Source organism: Caballeronia sp. LZ032, assembly GCF_031451315.1.
Classification (GTDB): domain Bacteria; phylum Pseudomonadota; class Gammaproteobacteria; order Burkholderiales; family Burkholderiaceae; genus Caballeronia.
The window spans coordinates 991,062-1,009,157 of the sequence record NZ_JARUXP010000002.1 but is presented as its reverse complement, the minus strand read 5'-3'; the positions used below and the strand labels follow the sequence as shown (position 1 = coordinate 1,009,157).

Below are 18,096 nucleotides of genomic sequence, written 5' to 3'. Positions count from 1 at the left end.
CATTCGATGTCACGAAGTTTCGAAGCGATCAACTATGCGCGCTTTCGCCGCTACATCACCAACAGCGTGCTGGAAGAACTGCACGCGGGCATGCGCTGGAGCGAAGGCCCCGTATGGTTCGCCGATACGCAGACGCTGTTGTTCGTCGATATCCCGTCGAGCCGCATTCATCGCTGGGTGGAGGGACAGGGCGTCTCGACGTTGCGCGAGCCGTCGAATCATGCGAACGGCATGACGCGCGACCGGCAAGGCCGGCTCGTGACCTGCGAGAGCGGCACGCGCCGCGTGACGCGCACCGAGCTGAACGGCGCCGTCACCGTCATCGCGGACCGCTATCAGGGCAAGCGTCTCAATTCACCGAACGATGTCGTCGTGAAGTCGGATGGTTCGATCTGGTTCACGGATCCCGACTACGGCATCCTGAGCGACTACACCGGCGATCGCGCGGAGAGCGAGATCGGCGCATGCAATGTATATCGCTGGGATCCCTCGACGCATGAACTGACGCTCGCGTGCGAGGGCTTGTCGAAGCCGAACGGACTGGCCTTCTCGCACGACGAGGCGTACCTGTACGTCGCCGATAGCGGCCGCACGCACGATCCGCAGGGCGAGCACGCGATCTACCGCTTCGAACTGGACAGCACGGGCAAGCCCGGACGGCGCAGCGTGTTCTTTTCGGTGGAGAAAGGCGTGCCGGACGGGCTGCGCGTCGATGGGGACGGCAACGTATGGACCAGCTCCGTCTCCGATGAAGGCGTGATGTGCATCGCGCCGGACGGCGAACTGATCGGCCGCATCCATGTCCCTGAGCCCGTATCCAATTTATGTTTTGGCGGGCCGAAGCTCAACCGGCTGTTCATCACGGCGGGGCCGCGCCTGTTCTCGATCTACACCGGAACGCGTGGCGTGCCGGTCCTCTGAACGCATGCGCGCGCCTTTCATGCGGTGCGCATTCTCGAACTGGAGCAGCGATGCAAGCAAACAAGACGGGATATCAGCATTACATCGGCGGACGTTTCATCGATGCTCAGGAAGCGCTCGATGTCATCAATCCGGCCTCGGGGAAGGTGATCGGCAGCACGCCGGTGGCGAGCCGCGCGACCGTCGATGAAGCGGTGGCCGCCGCACGCGCCGCGCAACCGGCGTGGGCGAAGAGGCCGGCCATCGAGCGTGCAGGGCACGTGCGCCGGATTGCGGAGAAAGTGCGCGCAGATGCCGAGCGTCTTGCACGCATCATCAGCGAGGAGCAGGGCAAGACGCTCGCGCTGGCGAAGGTGGAAGTCGCCTTCACCGCCGACTATATGGACTATATGGCCGAATGGGCGCGGCGCATCGAAGGCGAGATCATCACGAGCGACCGGGCGGGCGAGCAGATCTTCCTGTTCCGCAAGCCGCTTGGTGTCGTCGCGGGCATTCTGCCGTGGAATTTTCCGTTCTTCCTGATCGCGCGGAAGATGGCGCCCGCGCTCGTCACCGGCAACACGATCGTCGTGAAGCCGAGCGAGGAGACGCCCATCAACTGCTTCGAGTTCGCGCGCCTGGTCGCGGAAACCGATCTGCCCGCAGGCGTGTTCAACGTGGTGGGCGGGGCCGGGGAGACCGGCGCCGCGCTCTCGGCGCATCCCGGCGTGAATCTCATCAGCTTCACAGGCAGCGTGGAGACCGGCTCGCGCATCATGGCGGCGGCTGCGGCGAACGTCACCAAGGTCAATCTCGAACTGGGCGGCAAGGCGCCCGCCATCGTGCTCGCCGACGCCGATCTCGATCTCGCCGTAACCGCCATCCGCAATTCGCGCGTCATCAACAGCGGGCAGGTGTGCAACTGCGCGGAGCGCGTCTATGTGCATCGTTCCATCGCCGCGGCATTCACCGACAAAATGGCCGCCGCGATGAAACTCACGACATTCGGCGATCCGCTGCAGGACGAGAGCGTGGACATGGGGCCGCTGATCAATCGCGAGGGACTCGCGAAAGTCGACGCGATGGTCCGCTCGGCCGTGCAGGCGGGCGCGAAGGCCGTGACGGGCGGGGCGATCTTCGCCGACGGTCCCGGCTTCCACTACCTGCCGACCGTGCTCGCCAACTGCAGCGGCGACATGGGCGTGATGCGCGACGAGATCTTCGGCCCGGTGCTGCCGATCCAGATCATCGACGATCTCGACGAAGGCATTGCGCTCGCCAACGACACGAGCTACGGGCTGACGTCATCGGTCTATACGCGCGATCTGTCGGCGGCGATGAAGGCATGCCGCGAACTCGACTTCGGCGAGACCTACATCAACCGCGAGAACTTCGAGGCGATGCAGGGTTTTCATGCGGGCGTGCGCAAGTCCGGTATCGGCGGAGCGGATGGCAAGCACGGCCTGTATGAGTTCATGCATACGCATGTGGTGTACATGCAGGCCTGAGCGGCACATTTAGGACGATTCCAGGCCGGGCCCGGTTCGTTCCGGGCCTTTATATATTATAAAATTGCGCCAGTCCGCCGGATGGGACTGGCGTTTTCCATTCCGGCAATTTCAGCATCATCATGCAAGCGGCGGCGACAGCGGCAGCGGCGCATACGACGGACGTTCGGCCGAACGGGGAGCAGCAGACATGGCGTTTTTGACGAAACTGGATCAGGTGGCGGAGAAGCTGCGCGAGCAGATCATCGCGGGTGAATATGCGCGCGGCGAGAAGCTCAAGCAGGTCGAGATCGCCGAGCAACTGGGCGTGTCCGTCACGCCCGTGCGCGAGGCGCTCAAGGTCCTCGAGATGGAAGGCTACATCGTGAGCCAGCCGCATCGCGGGCTGTGCGTGCCCGAACTCGACTACGACCAGGCCGTCGAGATCTTCATGCTGCGTCTGCTGCTCGAACGCGAACTGACGCGCGCCGCCCTCGCCAACCTGACACTCGACGGATTGAAGGAACTGAAGGCAGCCGAGGCGGAGTTCGCGCGGCTGTCTAAATCCAAGGACATCTTCGCGGCGCGTGCCGCCAATGTGCGCTTCCATTTCCGCCTGTATGAAATGGCGGAGCGCCCACAGACGCTGCAGTTCGTGCGCGTGCTGTGGGCAAAGTATCCGTTCAACTATCAGGAACAGCAGTCGGTGCGCTTCAAGCAGATAGCGAGCGAGCACGACGAATTCCTCGAACACGCGGCCGCCGGTGACTTCGAGCGCGCCGTAGATGCCATGTGCCATCACATCGAAAGCGGCTGGAGCCGGGTCGGCTCGTTGATGCTGGAGCACAAGGAAGCGCGCTGAGCTTCACTTCTTCCCCGTGATTACCCTGTAAGCCACGGGTTTGGTTTGTCTCTCTACAAAATATAAATTATATTCGTACGCGGATGAACGCTCGTCCGTGGCGCATCGCGCCAGGCGAACGATGGCACGCTCGCGACCTACAACAAGGAGACAGAAGTGCGCTGGAAATCACGCTACTGGGTGTACCTGATGCTGTTCTCGCTGTGCGCGATCAACTATCTCGACCGCGTGGCGCTCTCGGTTTCGGCGGGCCACGTCAAGGCCGATCTCGGCCTCAACAACGTGCAGCTCGGCTATCTGTTCTCGTCGTTCCTGTGGGGCTACACGTTGTTCCTGATCCCTGTCGGCCTGATGGTGGATCGTTTCGGCGCGCGTATCGTCGCATCGACGAGCATGGCCGTCTGGTCCGCCGCCACGGCGCTGACCGGGGCGGCCTCGACACTGGCGGGCGTGGCCGCGGCGCGCATCGTGATGGGCATTGGCGAGGCATCGTGCTATCCAGCCGAGGCGCGCATCATCCGCGAATGGGTGCCGCGCCAGGAACGCGCGTCGGCGATGACCTTCGCGAACTCGGGCGCGTACTTCGGTCCGGCGCTGGGTGCGGTGGTGCTGGCATGGCTCGTGTCCGCGGTCGGCTGGCGCTGGTCGTTCGCAATCTGCGGGGCGGTGGGCTTCGTGTGGCTTGCACTGTGGCTCAAGTATTTTCGCGAACCGGAAGCGGCTACCTGGCTGAGTGCTGAAGAGCGCGCGCTGATCTGCCGCGAGCGGGAAACCACGAGCCAGAGCAAGGCCGACGAAGCGCCCATCGGACTGCGCGGGCTGATGAAGAGTCCGACCATGTGGGGTCTCATGCTGACGCAAGGCACCGGCGCCTACACGCAATACCTCTTCCTGACCTGGCTGCCGAACTATCTGCAAACCGAACGCGGCATGACGCTGATGACGAGCGGCACCGCGATGGCCGCGCCGTACATCGGCTCAATGGTGATCTCGATTGCGCTCGGCCTGCTGAGCGACCGGCTGCTGACGGCGAGCGCCGTCGAAGCGGGCGGCAGGCGCCTGTTGCTCGGCGCGGTGATGCTCGGGGGCGCGGTCATTCTGCTGGTGCCGTTCGTGTCAAGCGTGGTGGTGATCCTGCTGCTCATCACGATCGCGCTCGGCAGCGTGTCGGGCGGGCTCGCACTCAACATGACGCTGCTGAGCGACTTGCTCAACTCGCGCAGCGACCTCGGCCGCGCGATGGGTCTGCAACTCGTCGGCGGCAATATATTCGGTTTCCTGGCCCCCATCGTCACCGGCTATGTCGTGTCGGCGACGGGCCATTTCGACGCGGCGTTCGCCGTCGCGGGCGGGCTGCTCGTGGTAGGCGCGCTGTCGTCGTGGCTGCTGACGCGTTCCCACATCGGCGCGCGTCGCGTGCCGGCTGCGGCCGCCGCGATGTCCGAACAGGTCGGAGGCTGACATGAGCGAGGCAAGCACGCACGCAAGCACGCACGCAACCGCAACGGAAGTCCGCCCCAACGCCCCGCACATCGCGATCCGTCCGGAATGGCTTGCGCAACATGTGGAGGATGCGCTGGAGCCGGCGCTTCCGATCATCGATGCGCATCATCATCTGTGGGAGTTGCCGGGGAAGATCTATCGCGCGGAGGATTTTGTCGGCGATCTGCATTCGGGCCACAACGTGAAAGCGACGGTATTCGTCGAATGTCACACGCACTATCGCAGCGACGGTCCGCCGGAATATGCGCCGATCGGTGAAACCGAATTCGCGCTGGGCGAGGCACGACGGGCGCAGGCGGAAATGCAGACGCAGACGCGCGTGGCCGCGGCACAGGTGGGCAATGCGGATCTTGCGCTCGGCGCGGCCGTGGGACCGGTGCTCGACCGCATGATCGAGGTATCGGAGGGAAGGCTCAAAAGCATCCGCAACATCGCCGTATGGCATGCAGACCCGAACGTGCGCGCATCGGCCGCGACGCCCCCGCCGCGACTGCTGCTGCAACCCGCTTTCAACCAGGGCATGCGCGAACTCGCGGCGCGCTCGCTTGCCTTTGACGCATGGCTCGTGCATACGCAGCTCGCCGAATTGCGCGGGCTTGCCGAGGCGCATCCGTCGACGACGATCGTGCTGAATCATGTGGGCGGGCCGCTCGCTCTCGGGCCGTATCGCGGACATCGTGCGGAAGTGTTCGACGCGTGGCACAAGGAGATGGCCGCGCTCGCGGCCTATCCGCAGGTGCACGTGAAGCTGGGCGGATTCGGCATGGCGCTGTTCGGCTTCGACTTTCACACCACGGTCACGCCGCCGGATTCCGCGCGGGTCGCGGAGGCGATCCGGCCTTATGTCGAAACCTGCATCGAACTGTTTGGCCCGGCGCGTTGCATGTTCGAGAGCAATTTCCCGGTGGACAAGGGCTGCTTCAGCTATGGCGTGATCTGGAACGCATACAAGCGGATTGCTGCGGGCCTGGACGCGCGCGACAAGGCCTCCCTGTTCCACGATACCGCCGCGCGCGTCTATGGCATCGAATAGCGCCGCCGCCGATCAGCCCTTGCGCTCCATCCAGCTGACATGCGCGCTGACCACGCGCCAGCCTTCGGGCATCTTTACCCAGGTCTGGCTTTGCCGTCCGGTACGCGGCTCGCCATCGCGACGAAACTCGATGTTGGCTACGGCGAATGCATCGCCATAAGTCGTGACCACGCGCGCTGTCACCGTGCGCGCAAGACCCTTGCCCGGCCGCGCGGCGCGAAACGCGCGGATGGCGTCGTAGCCGTACAGGTTTTCCGCTGCGCCATAGCGCAGCGTGTGCGGCGAGTCGAAGAAGAGCAGGTCGAGCATGGCGACGTCGTTGCTGACGAGCGCCTGCTCATAGGCGTCGAAGGCCGCCTCGACTTCGGCGAGCACGTCCGGACGATTGATCTCCATCATGCCAGTGCAGCGTCGAATGATGGCGCCGGCGGGCAGTACGCAAGCTGCGCCGCTTCGAGCCGGCGCGCGGCCTCGAACGCGAGGTCCTCGCGCCACGGCGCCGCAATCAATTGCACAGCGATCGGCAGGCCGCTGGCCGTGCGCATCGGCACGGCGACGACCGGAAGGCCGAGACACGATACCGGCTGCGTCAGCAGGCCGAGATTGGCCCGCACCGCGAGCGTCTCGCCGTTGATCTCCATGAATTCGTCACCGATGCGCGGTGCAACCATCGGCGTGGCGGGCGCGATCAGCACGTCGTGATGCGCGAAGAGTTCGAGTACGCGCCGCCGCAAGACAGCACGCACGCGCTGCGCCTGTACGATCCACGCGGCCGGCAATAGAGCCCCGGCGATCAGCCGGTCGCGCGACAAAGGCTCACGTTCGTCATAACGCGCGCGCAGATTCCCCGCATGCAGCTGTCCGCCCTCCGCCGCTGTGATCAGGAACGCCGCGCCGCGTGCGGCATCGGCGTCGGGGAATTCGACGGTCTGCGCCGCGCCCAGCGCCTCGGCCGCGGCATGCGAGGCGGCGCGGGCATCGTCGTTTGCATGCTCGTCGAAGTAGCCGCCCAAATGCGCGACGCGCAACGCGCCCTGCGTCTTGCGCGCCGTCTCGAATGCGCGCGCGGCACAGGCGGGGTCGAGCGGATCGGCGAACTGCAAGGCGTCGTAGACGGCCGCGAGGTCGTCGGCGTTGCGCGCGAACGCACCCATATGGTCCAGGCTGGCGACGAACGGCCAGGCGCCATGCCGCGACAGGCGGCCATACGTGGGCTTCACGCCGAACACGCCGCACAGCGAAGCCGGCACGCGCACGGAGCCGTTCGTATCGGAGCCGAGCGTCACCGGCACGAAGCCCGCCGCGACCGCGGCCGCGCTGCCGCCGGACGAGCCGCCCGCCGAGCGCGTCAGATCGTGCGGATTGCGGCACGGTCCCGCATGATGATTCTCGGTCGTGAAGCCGTACGCGAACTCGTCCATGTTGAGCGCGCCGACCAGGATCGCGCCGTGTGCGGCAAGGCGCTTCACGAGGCTTGCATCGTGCGTGGCGGGCGCGGCGTCGGCCAGCACGCGCGATCCGGCGAGCGTCGTGAGACCTTCGATATCGAACAGGTTTTTTACAGCGAATGGCACGCCCGCAAGCGGCGGCAAGGGTTCGCCGCGCGCGCGGCATGCATCGAGCGCATCCGCTTCGGCGAGCGCCCGGTCGCGCGTGATCGCGGTGAACGCATTGACATGCGGATTACCGGCATCGATGCGCGCGAGCGTCGCTTCGATCAGATCGCGCGCACTGAACGCGCCGTCCGCATAAGCGCGCGCGATGGCGAGCGCACCGTCGGGAAAGGGCTCCCGCGCGTTCATGGGCGATACACCGGCGCGGCTTCGTCGCCGGCTTCGAGGGGATAGGCGAGCACCGGTGCGGCGAGTTGCGCAATCCGCATGAACTGGGCCTTCACGCGCAGGGCGGCTTCACCGGAGAGCGCGGGAAAGTGCAGGGCGAGCGCGGCATCGGCGTAAGCGTCGAGGGCGTCGTTCGAGTCAGGAAGCATCAGGGAATGGCTCAAGGAAAAATGGAAAGACAAGCGTGTTCGTTCAACCCCTGCGTTTCGAGATCGTCCGGACGATCAGCAAGCCGCCGATCATCACCGCCAGCGACAGCAACGTGGTCATCGTGCCGAGCGCATAGATCACCGGCGTGGTGACCGAGGTCGTCAGGCCCTGCAATTCGAGCGGCAACGTATTCTGATCGCCGATGGCCTGCGAGGTGCGCGCAATCTCGTCCCACGAGAGCGTGAAGCCGAACATGCCGACGCCGATCACCGAAGGCCCGATGATCGGCAGCACCACATGCTTGAAGGATTGCCACGGGGAGGCGCCGAGGTCGCGCGCGGCCTCTTCGTAGGCAGGGTTGAAACGGTTGAACACGGCGAACATCACGAGCAGGCCGAACGGCAAGGTCCAGGTGAGATGCGCGCCGAGCGCCGACGTGTAGAGGCCCATCGAGGTGGTCCAGTTGTCGGCGAAGGATTCGAAGCCCCATGCGTTCGCGAGATATTTGATGCACGTATCGAGCAGCCGGAACGTGAGGCCGATCCCCAGCGAGACGATGATCGACGGCATGATCAAGCTCGCCACCGATATATAAAATACCGCCGTATCGCCGCGAAAACGCCGTCTGAACGCGAGCCCGGCGGTCACGGAGAACAGCACGGTGAGCACGGTCACGGCGAGCGCCAGCTTCACCGAGCGGCCGAATGCGGCCCAGATGTCGATGTCGCCCACGCCGTCGCGCAGAGCGGCGAACCAGTGCAGCGAGACGCCGCGCATCGGAAAGGTCAGGCCGCCTTCCGGTCCCTGGAAGGACAGGATGAAGATGGTGATGACGGGCCCATAGAGGAACAGCACGAAGAGCCCGAAGACCAGCGCGAGCCAGTAGAAGCTCGCCGGCCGATGTTCTCGATGCATGATGGCGCCCGCCATGTCACAGCTCCTTTCGGATATCGACCACGCGCGTCAGCGCCCACACGATCATCAGCACCACCGCCAGCAGGATGATCGCGTTGGCGGCGGCAGCGGGGAACTGCAGATAGCCTGTCTGCACCTGGATGATCTTGCCGACCGAGGCGATCTGCTGTCCGCCCATCACGCCGACCGTGAGAAAGTCGCCCATCACGATGGTGATGACGAAGATCGAGCCGATCACGATGCCGGTCTTCGAAAGCGGCAGCACCACGTCGCGGATCACCTGCCAGCCATTCGCGCCGCCGTCGCGCGCGGCTTCGAGCAGGGAGCGGTCGATCCGCATCATCGCGTTGAAGATCGGCACGATCATGAAGAACGTGTACAGGTGCACGAAGGCGAGCACCACGGAGAAGTTCGAATACAGCAGCCAGTCCAGCGGCCGCTCGACCAGATGAGCCGAAAGCAGCGCCTGGTTCACGAGGCCGTTGCGCCCGAGAAGGGGGATCCACGAGATCATGCGGATCACGTTGGAGGTCCAGAACGGAATCGTGCAGACGAGGAACAGCACGGTCTGCATCGCCGTGGTGCGCACATGAAAGGCGAGGAAGTAGGCGATCGTGAAGCCGAGCAGCAGCGTCACGGCCCATACGATCGCGCAGAACCGCAGCGTGGACCAGTAGGTCTTGAAGGTCACGCAGACGTCGGTGAGCGAGCCGCAGCCGTCGAATATCGCCGCATAGTTCTTCAGCGTGAACGCGGGGATGATCTGGTACTCGTTGAAGTCCCAGAAGCTCACGATCAACGTGATGACCAGCGGCACGATGAAGAACAGCACGAAGGTCAGCGTGAGCGGCGTGGCCTGGAGCCATGCGCTCACGCGCCGGTGACGCACCGGCGCCGGCTTCGACTGCGGGAGATAGTCGACAGAAGCCATCTTTAACGGCGCTCCTTCAGGCAGCGATGAACTCGTTCCACTTCTGGACCATGTAGATGTTCTCGTCCATCACGGCATTCCAGCAGGCAATGGCGCTCATGCGCTGGGTGTACGAGCCGCCGTCGCGCACAGTGCCGGCCTTCTCGAGCAACTGGCCGTCGGGCGCCTTGATGTCCTGCGCGGCGGGCTTGCCTTCCATCCAGTAGTCCCACTCGTAAGCCTGCATGTGGGTCTTCGCCGTGTCCGTCACCCCGGGATAGTAGCCCTGGCGCATCAGGTACGCGCCTGCCCAGCCGTCCTGGAACCAGTTGACGAACTCATATGCCGCATCGAGCTTCTTCCCTTGCAGGGAACGCGGAAAGCCGAAGCCCGATGCCCATGAACGGTAACCTTCCTTGAGCGGCTGAAACTTGCACGCGATGCCCATCGTGCGGACCTTGGTGACGGCGGGCGACCACATCGACTGGATCACGACTTCGCCCGAGGCCATCAGGTTCACGCTCTCGTTGAAGTCGCGCCAGAAGGCGCGGAACTGGCCTGCGCGCTTGGCCTCGATCAATACCTTGATGGTCTGGTCGATCTCGGCCTTCGTCATGTTGCCCTTGTCGCCGTACTTCACCTGGCCCATGGCCTCGATGGCCATCGCCGCGTCCATGATGCCGATCGCCGGAATGTTGAGCAGCGCGGCCTTGCCCTTGAACTGCGGGTTGAGCAGGTCGGCCCAGGTGCTCACCGGACGCGAGATCAGGTCCGGACGGATGCCGAGCGTGTCCGCGTTGTAGGTGGTGGGAATGAGCGTCATCCATTCGGTGGGCGTCGCGCTGAACTCGGTCGAGCGTGCGCCCTTCAAGAACATCACCTTCTTCGGCGCGGTGCCCTGGTCGCCGATCTTCTTGCCGTTCACCTCGCCCTTGGTGAGCACGGGCGTGATCTTGTCGGCGAGCTTGATGCGTTTCGCATCCATGCCCGCCAGCGTGCCGGCCGGAATCAGTTTCTTCAGCGCGAAGTATTCGGTATCGACGATATCGAAGGAATTGGGTTGCGTGATGATGCGCTTGGTGACGTCGTCGGTCGTGACCGGGATGTACTGGATCTCGATGCCCGTATCTTCCTTGAACTTCTTCGCGATCTCCGCGCTCTGGTTCACGGCCGTGCCGAGATAGCGCAGCGTGATCTTTTCCTGCGCATGCACATAGGGGAAGCCGGCAATGCCCGCCGCCGCCACCGCGCCCTTGATGAACGTGCGTCGTGAAATGCCCGTGCTCGTGCCGTTGTCTTCGCAAGCCTTGGCTTGATCGTCGTTCATTGGACTCTCCTCGAATCTGATTTGTGAAGGGCGGGTTTCATGCAGCAAGCGGATGCGCGTTCTGTTCGTCCCACCACACGGTCACGCGCGCGCCGGGGCCGGCGCGCTGCGGATCGTAGTCGGCGTCGCTCACGACCGAGACCAGTTCGGGCGAGCCGTCGAGCGGATCGAGCGTCATGCGCAGATGCGTGCCCTGATACTCGGCCTCGCGTACCGTGCAGGCCAGTCCGCCGATGCGCGACAGTCCGCTCTCGCTTGCGCTCGTGCCGGGCACGCTGCCTTGCGGCGCGATGCGCAGATGATCCGCGCGCACCGTGAAGAGCCGGCCGTGCGTGCCGAGCACGTTATGGCCGCCGAGAAAGCGCGCGACGAATTCCGTGCGCGGCCGATTGAAGACGTCGAACGGCGTGCCGCTCTGTTCGATATGACCGTGACTCATCACGACGACGAGATCGGCCAGCGCCATGGCTTCTTCCTGCGAATGCGTGACATGCACGAAGGTGATGCCCAGTTCCTTCTGCCAGCGTTTGAGTTCGGCGCGCATCTGCACGCGCAGGAATGGATCGAGTGCGGAAAGGGGTTCGTCGAGCAACAGGCAGCGCGGTTCGTTGAGCAGCGCACGCGCAAGCGCGACGCGCTGCTGCTGGCCGCCTGAAAGCTGTGCGGGCTTGCGCTCCGCATAAGGCGACATCGCGACGAGGTCGAGCAGTTCGCCCGCCCGCTTCCTGCGCGCTTCCTTCGCGACGCCGCGCACCTTGAGGCTGAAGGCGACGTTGTCGAGCGCGGAGAGATGCGGAAACAGCGCATAGCTCTGGAACACCATCGCCGTGCCGCGTGCGACGGGCTGCTCGCGCGTGACATTGCGCCCGCCGATCAGCACGTCGCCCTCGGAGAGCCATTCATGGCCCGCGATCATGCGCAGCGTCGAGGTCTTGCCGCATCCGGATGGACCGAGCAGGCAGCAGTACGCACCGCCGGGAATGCGCAAGTCGATGGCATCGACGGCGAGCGCATCGCCATAGCGCTTCGTCACGTGGACGAGTTCGATATCGGCGGGGCTTGCGTGAACCACGGTGGATGCCGGCTGAACCATGAAGGCCTGTCCTGAGTAAGAACGCGTAAAGGATGCAGCGCGCAAGCCATTGCAAGACATATGCCATTTGCGTTGCGCGGCACCATCAAGTCCTGAGGGGCGATGCCCCGCGACGCATGCTCGATAAAGCGTGTCGACGAATTGGCGCGCATATTGCACACGATTTCGTGGCGCGATCGTCGGCACGCAAGCGTGACCAGCGTGTGCGATCGAGGTGCGGATAACGTCCGCAATGGGGCATGACCTGACCAAACCGGTTCATACGGACCTGACATGAACGACTTCGAACCGTTGCAGACGCATGGGCGCTTCGGCTATCGCCCGATCCACGATGGCGATGGATATCGCTGGCCCAACGGGGCAAGTCTCGCCGTCTATCTCGGCTTCAACCTGGAGCACTTCGCGTTCGGGGAAGGACTCGGCGCGGCGCTCGGGCCGCTGTCGCCGCAACCCGACGTGCTCAACTACAGCTGGCGCGAGTACGGCAACCGCGTGGGCGCATGGCGTTGCATCGAACTGTTCGATGCGCTCGACATGCCCGCGGGCACGCTCATCAATACCTCGCTCTACGATCACTGCCCCGAGCTGATCGAAGCCTGCGCGGCGCGCGGCGACGAGCTGATCGCGCATGGACACACGAATGCGCATCGCCAGAGCGATCTCGACGAAGCCGGCGAACGCGCGCTGCTCGCGCATTGCCGCGCGCGCATGGCCGAGCGCTCGGGCGTCGCGCCAAGCGGATGGCTCTCGCCATGGATCTCCGAATCGCGCCGCACGCCTGACCTGCTCGCGGAGACCGGCTATCGCTACACGCTCAACTGGTGTCACGATGACCGCCCGGTGCGCATGGACACGCGCGGCGGTCCGCTGTGGTCCATTCCCTATCCGCAGGAGCTCAACGATCTGCCGATGATCATGGCGCGGCAGATGGACATGCGCGACTTCGCCGACATGATCGTCGACCAGTTCGACGAGATGCTCGAACAGACGCAACGCGCGCGCGAGCCGCAGGCGCTGGTGATGGGCATCGCACTGCATCCGTATGTCGTGGGGCAGCCGTATCGGTTGCGGCATCTGCGGCGCGCACTCGCGCATATCGTGTCGGCACGGCAGGACATCTGGCTCACGACGCCCGGTGCGATCGCACAACACGTCGGCACAGTGGTCCCGCGCATGGCGTCCGTTGCATGAAGCCGCGCGAAGCCAGCGCCGACGCGCGCATCTATCGCTCGATCTTCGAAGGCGTGCTGAGCCGCAAGCTCACGCCCGGCACGAAGCTGCCCGAGCCGGAACTCTGCGCGCTGTTCGGCGTGGGCCGCGCGGTGGTGCGGCGTGCGCTCGAAAAGCTCGCCTACGACGGTATCGTGGTCCTGCGGCCGAACAAAGGCGCGGTGATTGCGCAGCCGACGCGCGAGGAAACCCGCGCAATCTTCGAGGCGCGCCGCGGCGTGGAGCGCGCGCTCGTCGAACTCGCCGCGCAACGCGCGACGCCCGCCGACATCGCCACGCTGCGCGAGCAGTTGCACCAGGAGCACGAAGCCATGCATCGCTTCGATCAGCCTTCATGGGCGCGGCTCGCGAGCACCTTTCATCTGCGCATCGCGGCGCTTGCCGGCAATGCGATCCTCGAACACTATCTGACGGAGCTGGTGTCGCGCTGTTCGCTGATCGTCGGCGCGTACGAGTCGGCGGGTCATGCGCCCTGTGAACACGACGAACACACTGCTATCCTCGATTGTCTCGAAGCCCGCGACGCCGAAGGCGCCATTGCTCACATGAGCGCGCATCTGCGCGCGCTGGAGGCGCGTATCGAGACCTCGCGCATGCCGGGCGCCAAGGGACTCGCGCACCTGCTCGGCATCGATCCCGCATAACGAACCGCAGTGGAACGACATGGAAATCGACTTCGAAGCGATCACCGAATATCAGCGCTACAAGCTGATGGCGAGCCTCATCGTGCCGCGCCCCATCGCGCTCGTGACGACGCTCGGCCCGGACGGCACCGTGAATGCCGCGCCGTTCTCGATGTTCAACATGCTGGGCGAGGAGCCGCCCATCGTGATGCTCAGCATCAACCGGCTGGCGGACGGCACGTTGAAGGACACCGCGGTGAACATTCCGCGCGAGAAGGAGTTCGTCGTGCATCTCGCCGACGAAGCCATCGCGCAGCAGATGCATCGCTGCGGCGAGCGCTTTGCCGCCGACATCTCCGAACTCGACGAAGTAGGCTTCACGGCTGTTGCTTCATCGCGCGTGAAGCCGCCGCGCATCGCGCAAGCGCCGGTCGCATTCGAATGCGAATTGTGGGAGACGCTGACGACCGCGAGCCGCCATATCTTCATCGGCAAGGTGCTGATGCTGCATGCGCGCGACGAACTCATCGATCTCGAATCATGGCGCGTGCGGCTGCAACATTATTTTCCAGTCGGCCGCTTCGGCGCGAGCGACTACATCACCACGCGCGATCGCTTCCAGATGTAAGGCCCGCGTGAGCGTGTGAAAGCGTGTCAGGCCTTGCCCGCGCCGCGCATCGGCAGGCCGTTCAGCAGCGCCTTCAGGTCGTCTATGTTGAAGGGCTTGGCGAGGATCGCGAAGCCCGTGCGCCGCGCCTGTTCGAGCTGATCCGCATAACCCGTCATCAGCGTGACGGGCTGCTTCGGGCGGCACGCCTTGATCCATTCGGCGAGCTTGATGCCGTCATACGCGCCGGGCATCTGGATGTCCGAGAGCACGAGATCGAATTCGTCGCCCGCTTCCAGCACACGCAGCGCCGCATCGCCCGAAGGTTCGTGACGCGCCTGCCAGCCCAGCACTTCGAGCACCGCGCACAGGCCCGCCGCGACTTCCTCGTTGTCCTCCACCAGCAGCACCGTCGACGAGGGCGCATCGCGCGTAACGTTTGCGACGGGCGGCGCGTCGGCGGGAGTGTCGTCGTCGCCGGTCCAGTGCGGCAGATAGATGACCACGGTCGTGCCATAACCCCATGCCGAGTCGAGCCGCGCGCCGCCGCCGGCCTGCTCGGCCATCGCCTGCACTTGCGCAAGCCCGAGCCCCGTGCCGGCACCCGCGCCCTTGGTCGTGAAGAGCGGCTCGAACGCATGCTTGGCGACCTCCGGCCGCATGCCGGTGCCGCTGTCCTTGCACGAGATCACGACGTACTCGCCGCCATCCAGTCCTTCCTGTCCGTCCAGATGACGCACGTTGCTGCACTGGATTTGTAAGGTGCCGCCGTTCGGCATCGCGTCCTTCGCATTGACGGCAATATTGATGAGCGCCGAGTTCAGTTCGGTGGCATCGACGCGCACGGGCCAGGTTGCTTCCGGCACGCGCGTGTGGACGCGGATCTTCTCGCCCACCGATGCATGGATCAGCGGCTCCGCTTCCGTCATCCAGCGGTCCAGATGAATGACCTGCATCTGCAAGGGCTGGCGGCGCGCCACGCTCATCAGCCGGCGCGCGAGTGCCTGCGCGTTGACCGACGCGCGCTCCACGGCGGTCACTTCCTTCTCGAGCCCGATGAAGCGCTTGCGCCGCGCGATCTCCATGTTCGACGTGACGACCATCAGCAGGTTGTTGAAGTCATGCGCGACATTGGCGACGAGATTGCCGAGCGCGCCCATGCGCTGCATGCGGCGCGTCGTGGCCTCGGCGCTGCGGCGGAGCGCCAGTTCGCCGCGCCAGTTGAGCCACGCCGCTTCTTCCGCACGCAGCCGCCGCAACGAGAAGCCGATCAGCATCCATACCGCGATGCACGGGATCAATGCGATGGACGCAATCGACACATCGTGCCGCCACCATGCGAGCCGTACATCGTGGATCGAAAAGCCCGCCGCCGCATACAGCGGAAAGCCGCCGACGCGCCGCCATGCGGAGAGTTTCTCGTCATTGTCGAGTGGCGAGACGTAGCGCATCAGGCCCTCGGTCTTTTGCAACGCGAAGGCATTTGCGAGCACGTCGTGGCGAGCGGGCGCATTGGGTGCGGTCGGGGCGGGGAAGCGCGCGAGCACGCCGCCGTCGGCGCGATGCAGGGCGAGCGTCAGCGCAGGTTCGTTCAACGAGAGCTGGCGATAGAAATCGATCAGCGTGTCACGCCGCAATGCAATCGAGATCTCGCCGAGAAAACGCCCGTCCTTCGCGAAGCGCGACGTGAGCGTGTTGATCATGTCGGTGTTCCTGATGCGGCCGCGTTCGGGCATCGACACATGAAACTTCGAACGCGTGTCGCGCGTGGCGATGAAGTCCTCGCGATCGCCGATCGACACGTCCGGCACCGGCAGGAAGCGGCTGCTGGCGAGGAGCTTGCCGTTGCTGTCGAGTACCGAGATGGCCGCGATCTGCGGATGACTCTCGACCAGATGTCCCAGCTTGTCTTGCAGTTCCGTCTGGCTGCGCGCGATGAAGTCCGCATCGCCGCTGCCGAGCATCTCCTCGACGCGCGAGATCAGTTCGCGATTGATGCTGAAGACGGTATTCGCCTGTTGATCGATCACGCGCACGAGCCGTTGCAGCGACTCGCCGGTCTCGCTCAGCGCGCGTCCGTAAGTGTAATAACCGTACAGCGCGAAGAAGGCGACCGGAATGGCGATGGACGCGGCGAGCGCGGCAAACAGGCGCCTGCGCGCGGCGCGAAAGTCGAGAGGCGGCAGTGCGGGGAGCGGCTCCGCGGTGCCGAAGCCGGAAAGTTCTTCTGGTTCTTCCATGAAGCCAGTGCAGGCAGGTACGTTCGACAGCATGAACCGGTGGGCTCGAAGCGTCGTCGATGTTAGCACGCGCGCCTCCATGCACCCGGCACGATCATGCGTTGAAATCAGCCGCGCGCCACGGCCGTCACGCCGGCTTGCGAGGCAACATCGTCGAGGCCCTTGAGGGTATCGGCGGGAAGATAAAGGCCTTGCTCCAGCTGTGTTGCCTGCGCGCGAACTTCCTTTTCGCCGGGATAGAAAATTTCGTCGACGCCTTCCGCGCGCCGCGCCGATTTCAAGGTCTCCACGTACCGCTCCATGCGGGCCTCGAAGGCATCGAGCGGCTGGAACGCGGCGATGTTCAGCGCGATCATCAGATGCCCCACGTTGCTGCGGCCGTCCGGTACATAAGGACCGCGCACGTCGTCGAGGAAGCCGCTGCCCGACAGCACGCCGGACAGCACGTCCACCATCGTGCCGATGGCATAGCCCTTGTGCCCGGCCATCGGCAGGATGAAGCCCTTGAGGCCTTCCACCGGGTCCGTGGTCGGCCGGCCACGCTCGTCGATGGCCCAGCCCGGCGGAATGGTCTCGCGCCGCAACTGCGCCAGCACGATCTTGCCGCGCGCGACGCCCGAGTTGGCCACGTCCATGACCATCGGCGGATAGCGGCCGGCGGGCGCGGCCACCGACCACGGATTGGTGCCGATCATCTTGCCAAGACCGCCCCACGGCGCCATGTTCGGGCCGCCGTTGGTCATCGCGAGCATGATGCAGCCCGCTTCCGCGCCCATGCGCGTGAAGTACATGCACGTGCCGAAGTGATTCGAATGACGCACCGACACAGCGCCGATACCATGCGCCTTCGCGCGGCGGATTGCGTCGAGCGCGGCCGTCCGGGCGATGACGGGACCGATGCCGTCGTTGCCGTCCAGCACCGCGATCGCGCCGGCATCGACGGGAAAGGTGGGCTGCGTCACCGCTTTCATCGCGCCGGAACGCAGGCGCGCGTAGTACCAGCCGAGCCGCAGCACACCGTGCGACTGATGACCCCACAGGTCGGCCTGCACCATGGCATCGGCGGCGAGGAGCGCATCTTCGGGAGGCGCGCCCTCGGAACGGTAAACTTGCGAAACGAATGCGCGCAGCGCATCGGGATGCACGCGGACGGATGCGGCGTCGGTCATGGGCGAAGGTCTCCGTGGCGGTCGTTGGGGTGTCGGACACTCTTTAACAGGTTGAGCTTTCGTCCGCCCTGCATGGGCGCCGGGCCGCGCACGCGGGGTGCCGGCAGGCTGAGCGAAGCTTTCGCTTGCTGCGCTGCGTTTCGCCATGGTAGAAGCACCGCATCGATGCGCCGCAGAACGGCGCGCCATCAACGTGACAGGAGCAT

17 protein-coding genes are annotated in these 18,096 nt (G+C 64.9%); 8 read left to right on the top strand and 9 right to left on the bottom strand.

The features are described from left to right. The first annotated feature begins 6 nt into the window (after positions 1–6). The 5 genes from QCE69_RS20130 to QCE69_RS20110 all read left to right on the top strand — a co-directional run bounded on the left by QCE69_RS20130 (position 7) and on the right by QCE69_RS20110 (position 5,785). A complete protein-coding gene (locus QCE69_RS20130; protein WP_309922240.1) occupies positions 7–921 on the top strand; it encodes an SMP-30/gluconolactonase/LRE family protein in 915 nt (304 codons plus the stop codon). Positions 922–971: 50 nt separating this feature from the next. Continuing rightward, positions 972–2,408: an aldehyde dehydrogenase gene (aldA, locus tag QCE69_RS20125; RefSeq protein WP_309932555.1), complete on the top strand. Its 1,437-nt coding sequence runs from the start codon at positions 972–974 to the stop codon at positions 2,406–2,408. Between the two features lie 190 nt (positions 2,409–2,598). After that, a complete protein-coding gene (locus tag QCE69_RS20120) occupies positions 2,599–3,249 on the top strand; it encodes a GntR family transcriptional regulator (RefSeq protein ID WP_309932553.1) in 651 nt (216 codons plus the stop codon). A 156-nt stretch (positions 3,250–3,405) separates the two neighbouring features. Beyond that, positions 3,406–4,710 carry an MFS transporter gene (locus tag QCE69_RS20115; protein ID WP_309922231.1) on the top strand — a complete coding sequence of 435 codons (1,305 nt, stop codon included), beginning with the start codon at positions 3,406–3,408 and terminating at the stop codon, positions 4,708–4,710. 1 nt (position 4,711) lies between these two features. After that, complete coding sequence (locus QCE69_RS20110; protein WP_309932551.1) at positions 4,712–5,785, top strand: amidohydrolase family protein; 1,074 nt, start codon at positions 4,712–4,714, stop codon at positions 5,783–5,785. A gap of 12 nt (positions 5,786–5,797) precedes the next feature. Here the strand turns inward: QCE69_RS20110 and hpxZ are convergent, their stop codons facing one another. From hpxZ to QCE69_RS20075, 7 genes are read right to left on the bottom strand one after another with little or no spacing between them, the layout of a single operon-like run. Further along, positions 5,798–6,184, bottom strand: coding sequence for an oxalurate catabolism protein HpxZ (gene hpxZ / locus QCE69_RS20105; protein WP_309922226.1), 387 nt, complete (start codon positions 6,182–6,184; stop codon positions 5,798–5,800). Continuing rightward, a complete protein-coding gene (locus QCE69_RS20100; RefSeq protein ID WP_309922224.1) occupies positions 6,181–7,587 on the bottom strand; it encodes an AtzE family amidohydrolase in 1,407 nt (468 codons plus the stop codon). Before QCE69_RS20100 ends, hpxZ begins: the two co-directional genes overlap by 4 nt. After that, positions 7,584–7,775, bottom strand: coding sequence for an AtzG-like protein (locus QCE69_RS20095; protein ID WP_309932549.1), 192 nt, complete (start codon positions 7,773–7,775; stop codon positions 7,584–7,586). The genes QCE69_RS20100 and QCE69_RS20095 overlap by 4 nt, the downstream gene beginning before the upstream one ends. A gap of 43 nt (positions 7,776–7,818) precedes the next feature. Further along, on the bottom strand, positions 7,819–8,706 hold the full coding sequence (locus tag QCE69_RS20090; RefSeq protein WP_309922216.1) for an ABC transporter permease: 888 nt from the start codon (positions 8,704–8,706) through the stop codon (positions 7,819–7,821). 1 nt (position 8,707) lies between these two features. Next, positions 8,708–9,622: an ABC transporter permease gene (locus tag QCE69_RS20085; RefSeq protein ID WP_309922214.1), complete on the bottom strand. Its 915-nt coding sequence runs from the start codon at positions 9,620–9,622 to the stop codon at positions 8,708–8,710. Positions 9,623–9,638: 16 nt separating this feature from the next. Beyond that, the gene (locus tag QCE69_RS20080) at positions 9,639–10,928 is read right to left on the bottom strand and encodes an extracellular solute-binding protein (protein WP_309922211.1); all 1,290 of its coding nucleotides are present in this window, start codon (positions 10,926–10,928) and stop codon (positions 9,639–9,641) included. 37 nt (positions 10,929–10,965) lie between these two features. Beyond that, positions 10,966–12,021: an ABC transporter ATP-binding protein gene (locus tag QCE69_RS20075; RefSeq protein WP_309922207.1), complete on the bottom strand. Its 1,056-nt coding sequence runs from the start codon at positions 12,019–12,021 to the stop codon at positions 10,966–10,968. Positions 12,022–12,294: 273 nt separating this feature from the next. On the opposite strand from QCE69_RS20075, the gene QCE69_RS20070 reads away from it, so the two are divergent. The 3 genes from QCE69_RS20070 to QCE69_RS20060 are packed head-to-tail and all read left to right on the top strand — an operon-like array spanning position 12,295 to position 14,502. Then, positions 12,295–13,212 (top strand): polysaccharide deacetylase family protein, encoded by a 918-nt coding sequence (locus QCE69_RS20070; RefSeq protein WP_309932548.1) that lies wholly within the window; start codon positions 12,295–12,297, stop codon positions 13,210–13,212. Beyond that, positions 13,209–13,895, top strand: a complete 687-nt coding sequence (locus tag QCE69_RS20065) for a GntR family transcriptional regulator (protein ID WP_309932546.1) — start codon at positions 13,209–13,211, stop codon at positions 13,893–13,895. The genes QCE69_RS20070 and QCE69_RS20065 overlap by 4 nt, the downstream gene beginning before the upstream one ends. A 19-nt stretch (positions 13,896–13,914) precedes the next feature. Next, positions 13,915–14,502, top strand: a complete 588-nt coding sequence (locus QCE69_RS20060) for a flavin reductase family protein (RefSeq protein ID WP_309922199.1) — start codon at positions 13,915–13,917, stop codon at positions 14,500–14,502. 26 nt (positions 14,503–14,528) lie between these two features. Here QCE69_RS20060 and QCE69_RS20055 read toward each other — a convergent pair whose 3' ends face one another. Continuing rightward, positions 14,529–16,721, bottom strand: a complete 2,193-nt coding sequence (locus QCE69_RS20055; RefSeq protein ID WP_309932544.1) for an ATP-binding protein — start codon at positions 16,719–16,721, stop codon at positions 14,529–14,531. Positions 16,722–16,828: 107 nt separating this feature from the next. Continuing rightward, complete coding sequence (locus tag QCE69_RS20050; protein WP_309932542.1) at positions 16,829–17,890, bottom strand: Ldh family oxidoreductase; 1,062 nt, start codon at positions 17,888–17,890, stop codon at positions 16,829–16,831. Positions 17,891–18,096 lie beyond the last annotated feature (206 nt).

Excerpts from the sequence above, each read along its gene's own strand:
- QCE69_RS20065 (WP_309932546.1), top strand. The coding sequence starts at position 13,209 with ATGAAGCCGCGCGAAGCCAGCGCCGACGCGCGCATCTATCGCTCGATC.
- QCE69_RS20120 (WP_309932553.1), top strand. The coding sequence starts at position 2,599 with ATGGCGTTTTTGACGAAACTGGATCAGGTGGCGGAGAAGCTGCGCGAG.
- QCE69_RS20100 (WP_309922224.1), bottom strand. The coding sequence starts at position 7,587 with ATGAACGCGCGGGAGCCCTTTCCCGACGGTGCGCTCGCCATCGCGCGC.
- hpxZ (WP_309922226.1), bottom strand. The coding sequence starts at position 6,184 with ATGATGGAGATCAATCGTCCGGACGTGCTCGCCGAAGTCGAGGCGGCC.
- QCE69_RS20095 (WP_309932549.1), bottom strand. The coding sequence starts at position 7,775 with ATGCTTCCTGACTCGAACGACGCCCTCGACGCTTACGCCGATGCCGCG.
- QCE69_RS20080 (WP_309922211.1), bottom strand. The coding sequence starts at position 10,928 with ATGAACGACGATCAAGCCAAGGCTTGCGAAGACAACGGCACGAGCACG.
- QCE69_RS20085 (WP_309922214.1), bottom strand. The coding sequence starts at position 9,622 with ATGGCTTCTGTCGACTATCTCCCGCAGTCGAAGCCGGCGCCGGTGCGT.
- aldA (WP_309932555.1), top strand. The coding sequence starts at position 972 with ATGCAAGCAAACAAGACGGGATATCAGCATTACATCGGCGGACGTTTC.
- QCE69_RS20130 (WP_309922240.1), top strand. The coding sequence starts at position 7 with ATGTCACGAAGTTTCGAAGCGATCAACTATGCGCGCTTTCGCCGCTAC.
- QCE69_RS20070 (WP_309932548.1), top strand. The coding sequence starts at position 12,295 with ATGAACGACTTCGAACCGTTGCAGACGCATGGGCGCTTCGGCTATCGC.
- QCE69_RS20055 (WP_309932544.1), bottom strand. The coding sequence starts at position 16,721 with ATGGAAGAACCAGAAGAACTTTCCGGCTTCGGCACCGCGGAGCCGCTC.
- QCE69_RS20110 (WP_309932551.1), top strand. The coding sequence starts at position 4,712 with ATGAGCGAGGCAAGCACGCACGCAAGCACGCACGCAACCGCAACGGAA.
- QCE69_RS20075 (WP_309922207.1), bottom strand. The coding sequence starts at position 12,021 with ATGGTTCAGCCGGCATCCACCGTGGTTCACGCAAGCCCCGCCGATATC.
- QCE69_RS20090 (WP_309922216.1), bottom strand. The coding sequence starts at position 8,706 with ATGGCGGGCGCCATCATGCATCGAGAACATCGGCCGGCGAGCTTCTAC.
- QCE69_RS20050 (WP_309932542.1), bottom strand. The coding sequence starts at position 17,890 with ATGACCGACGCCGCATCCGTCCGCGTGCATCCCGATGCGCTGCGCGCA.
- QCE69_RS20060 (WP_309922199.1), top strand. The coding sequence starts at position 13,915 with ATGGAAATCGACTTCGAAGCGATCACCGAATATCAGCGCTACAAGCTG.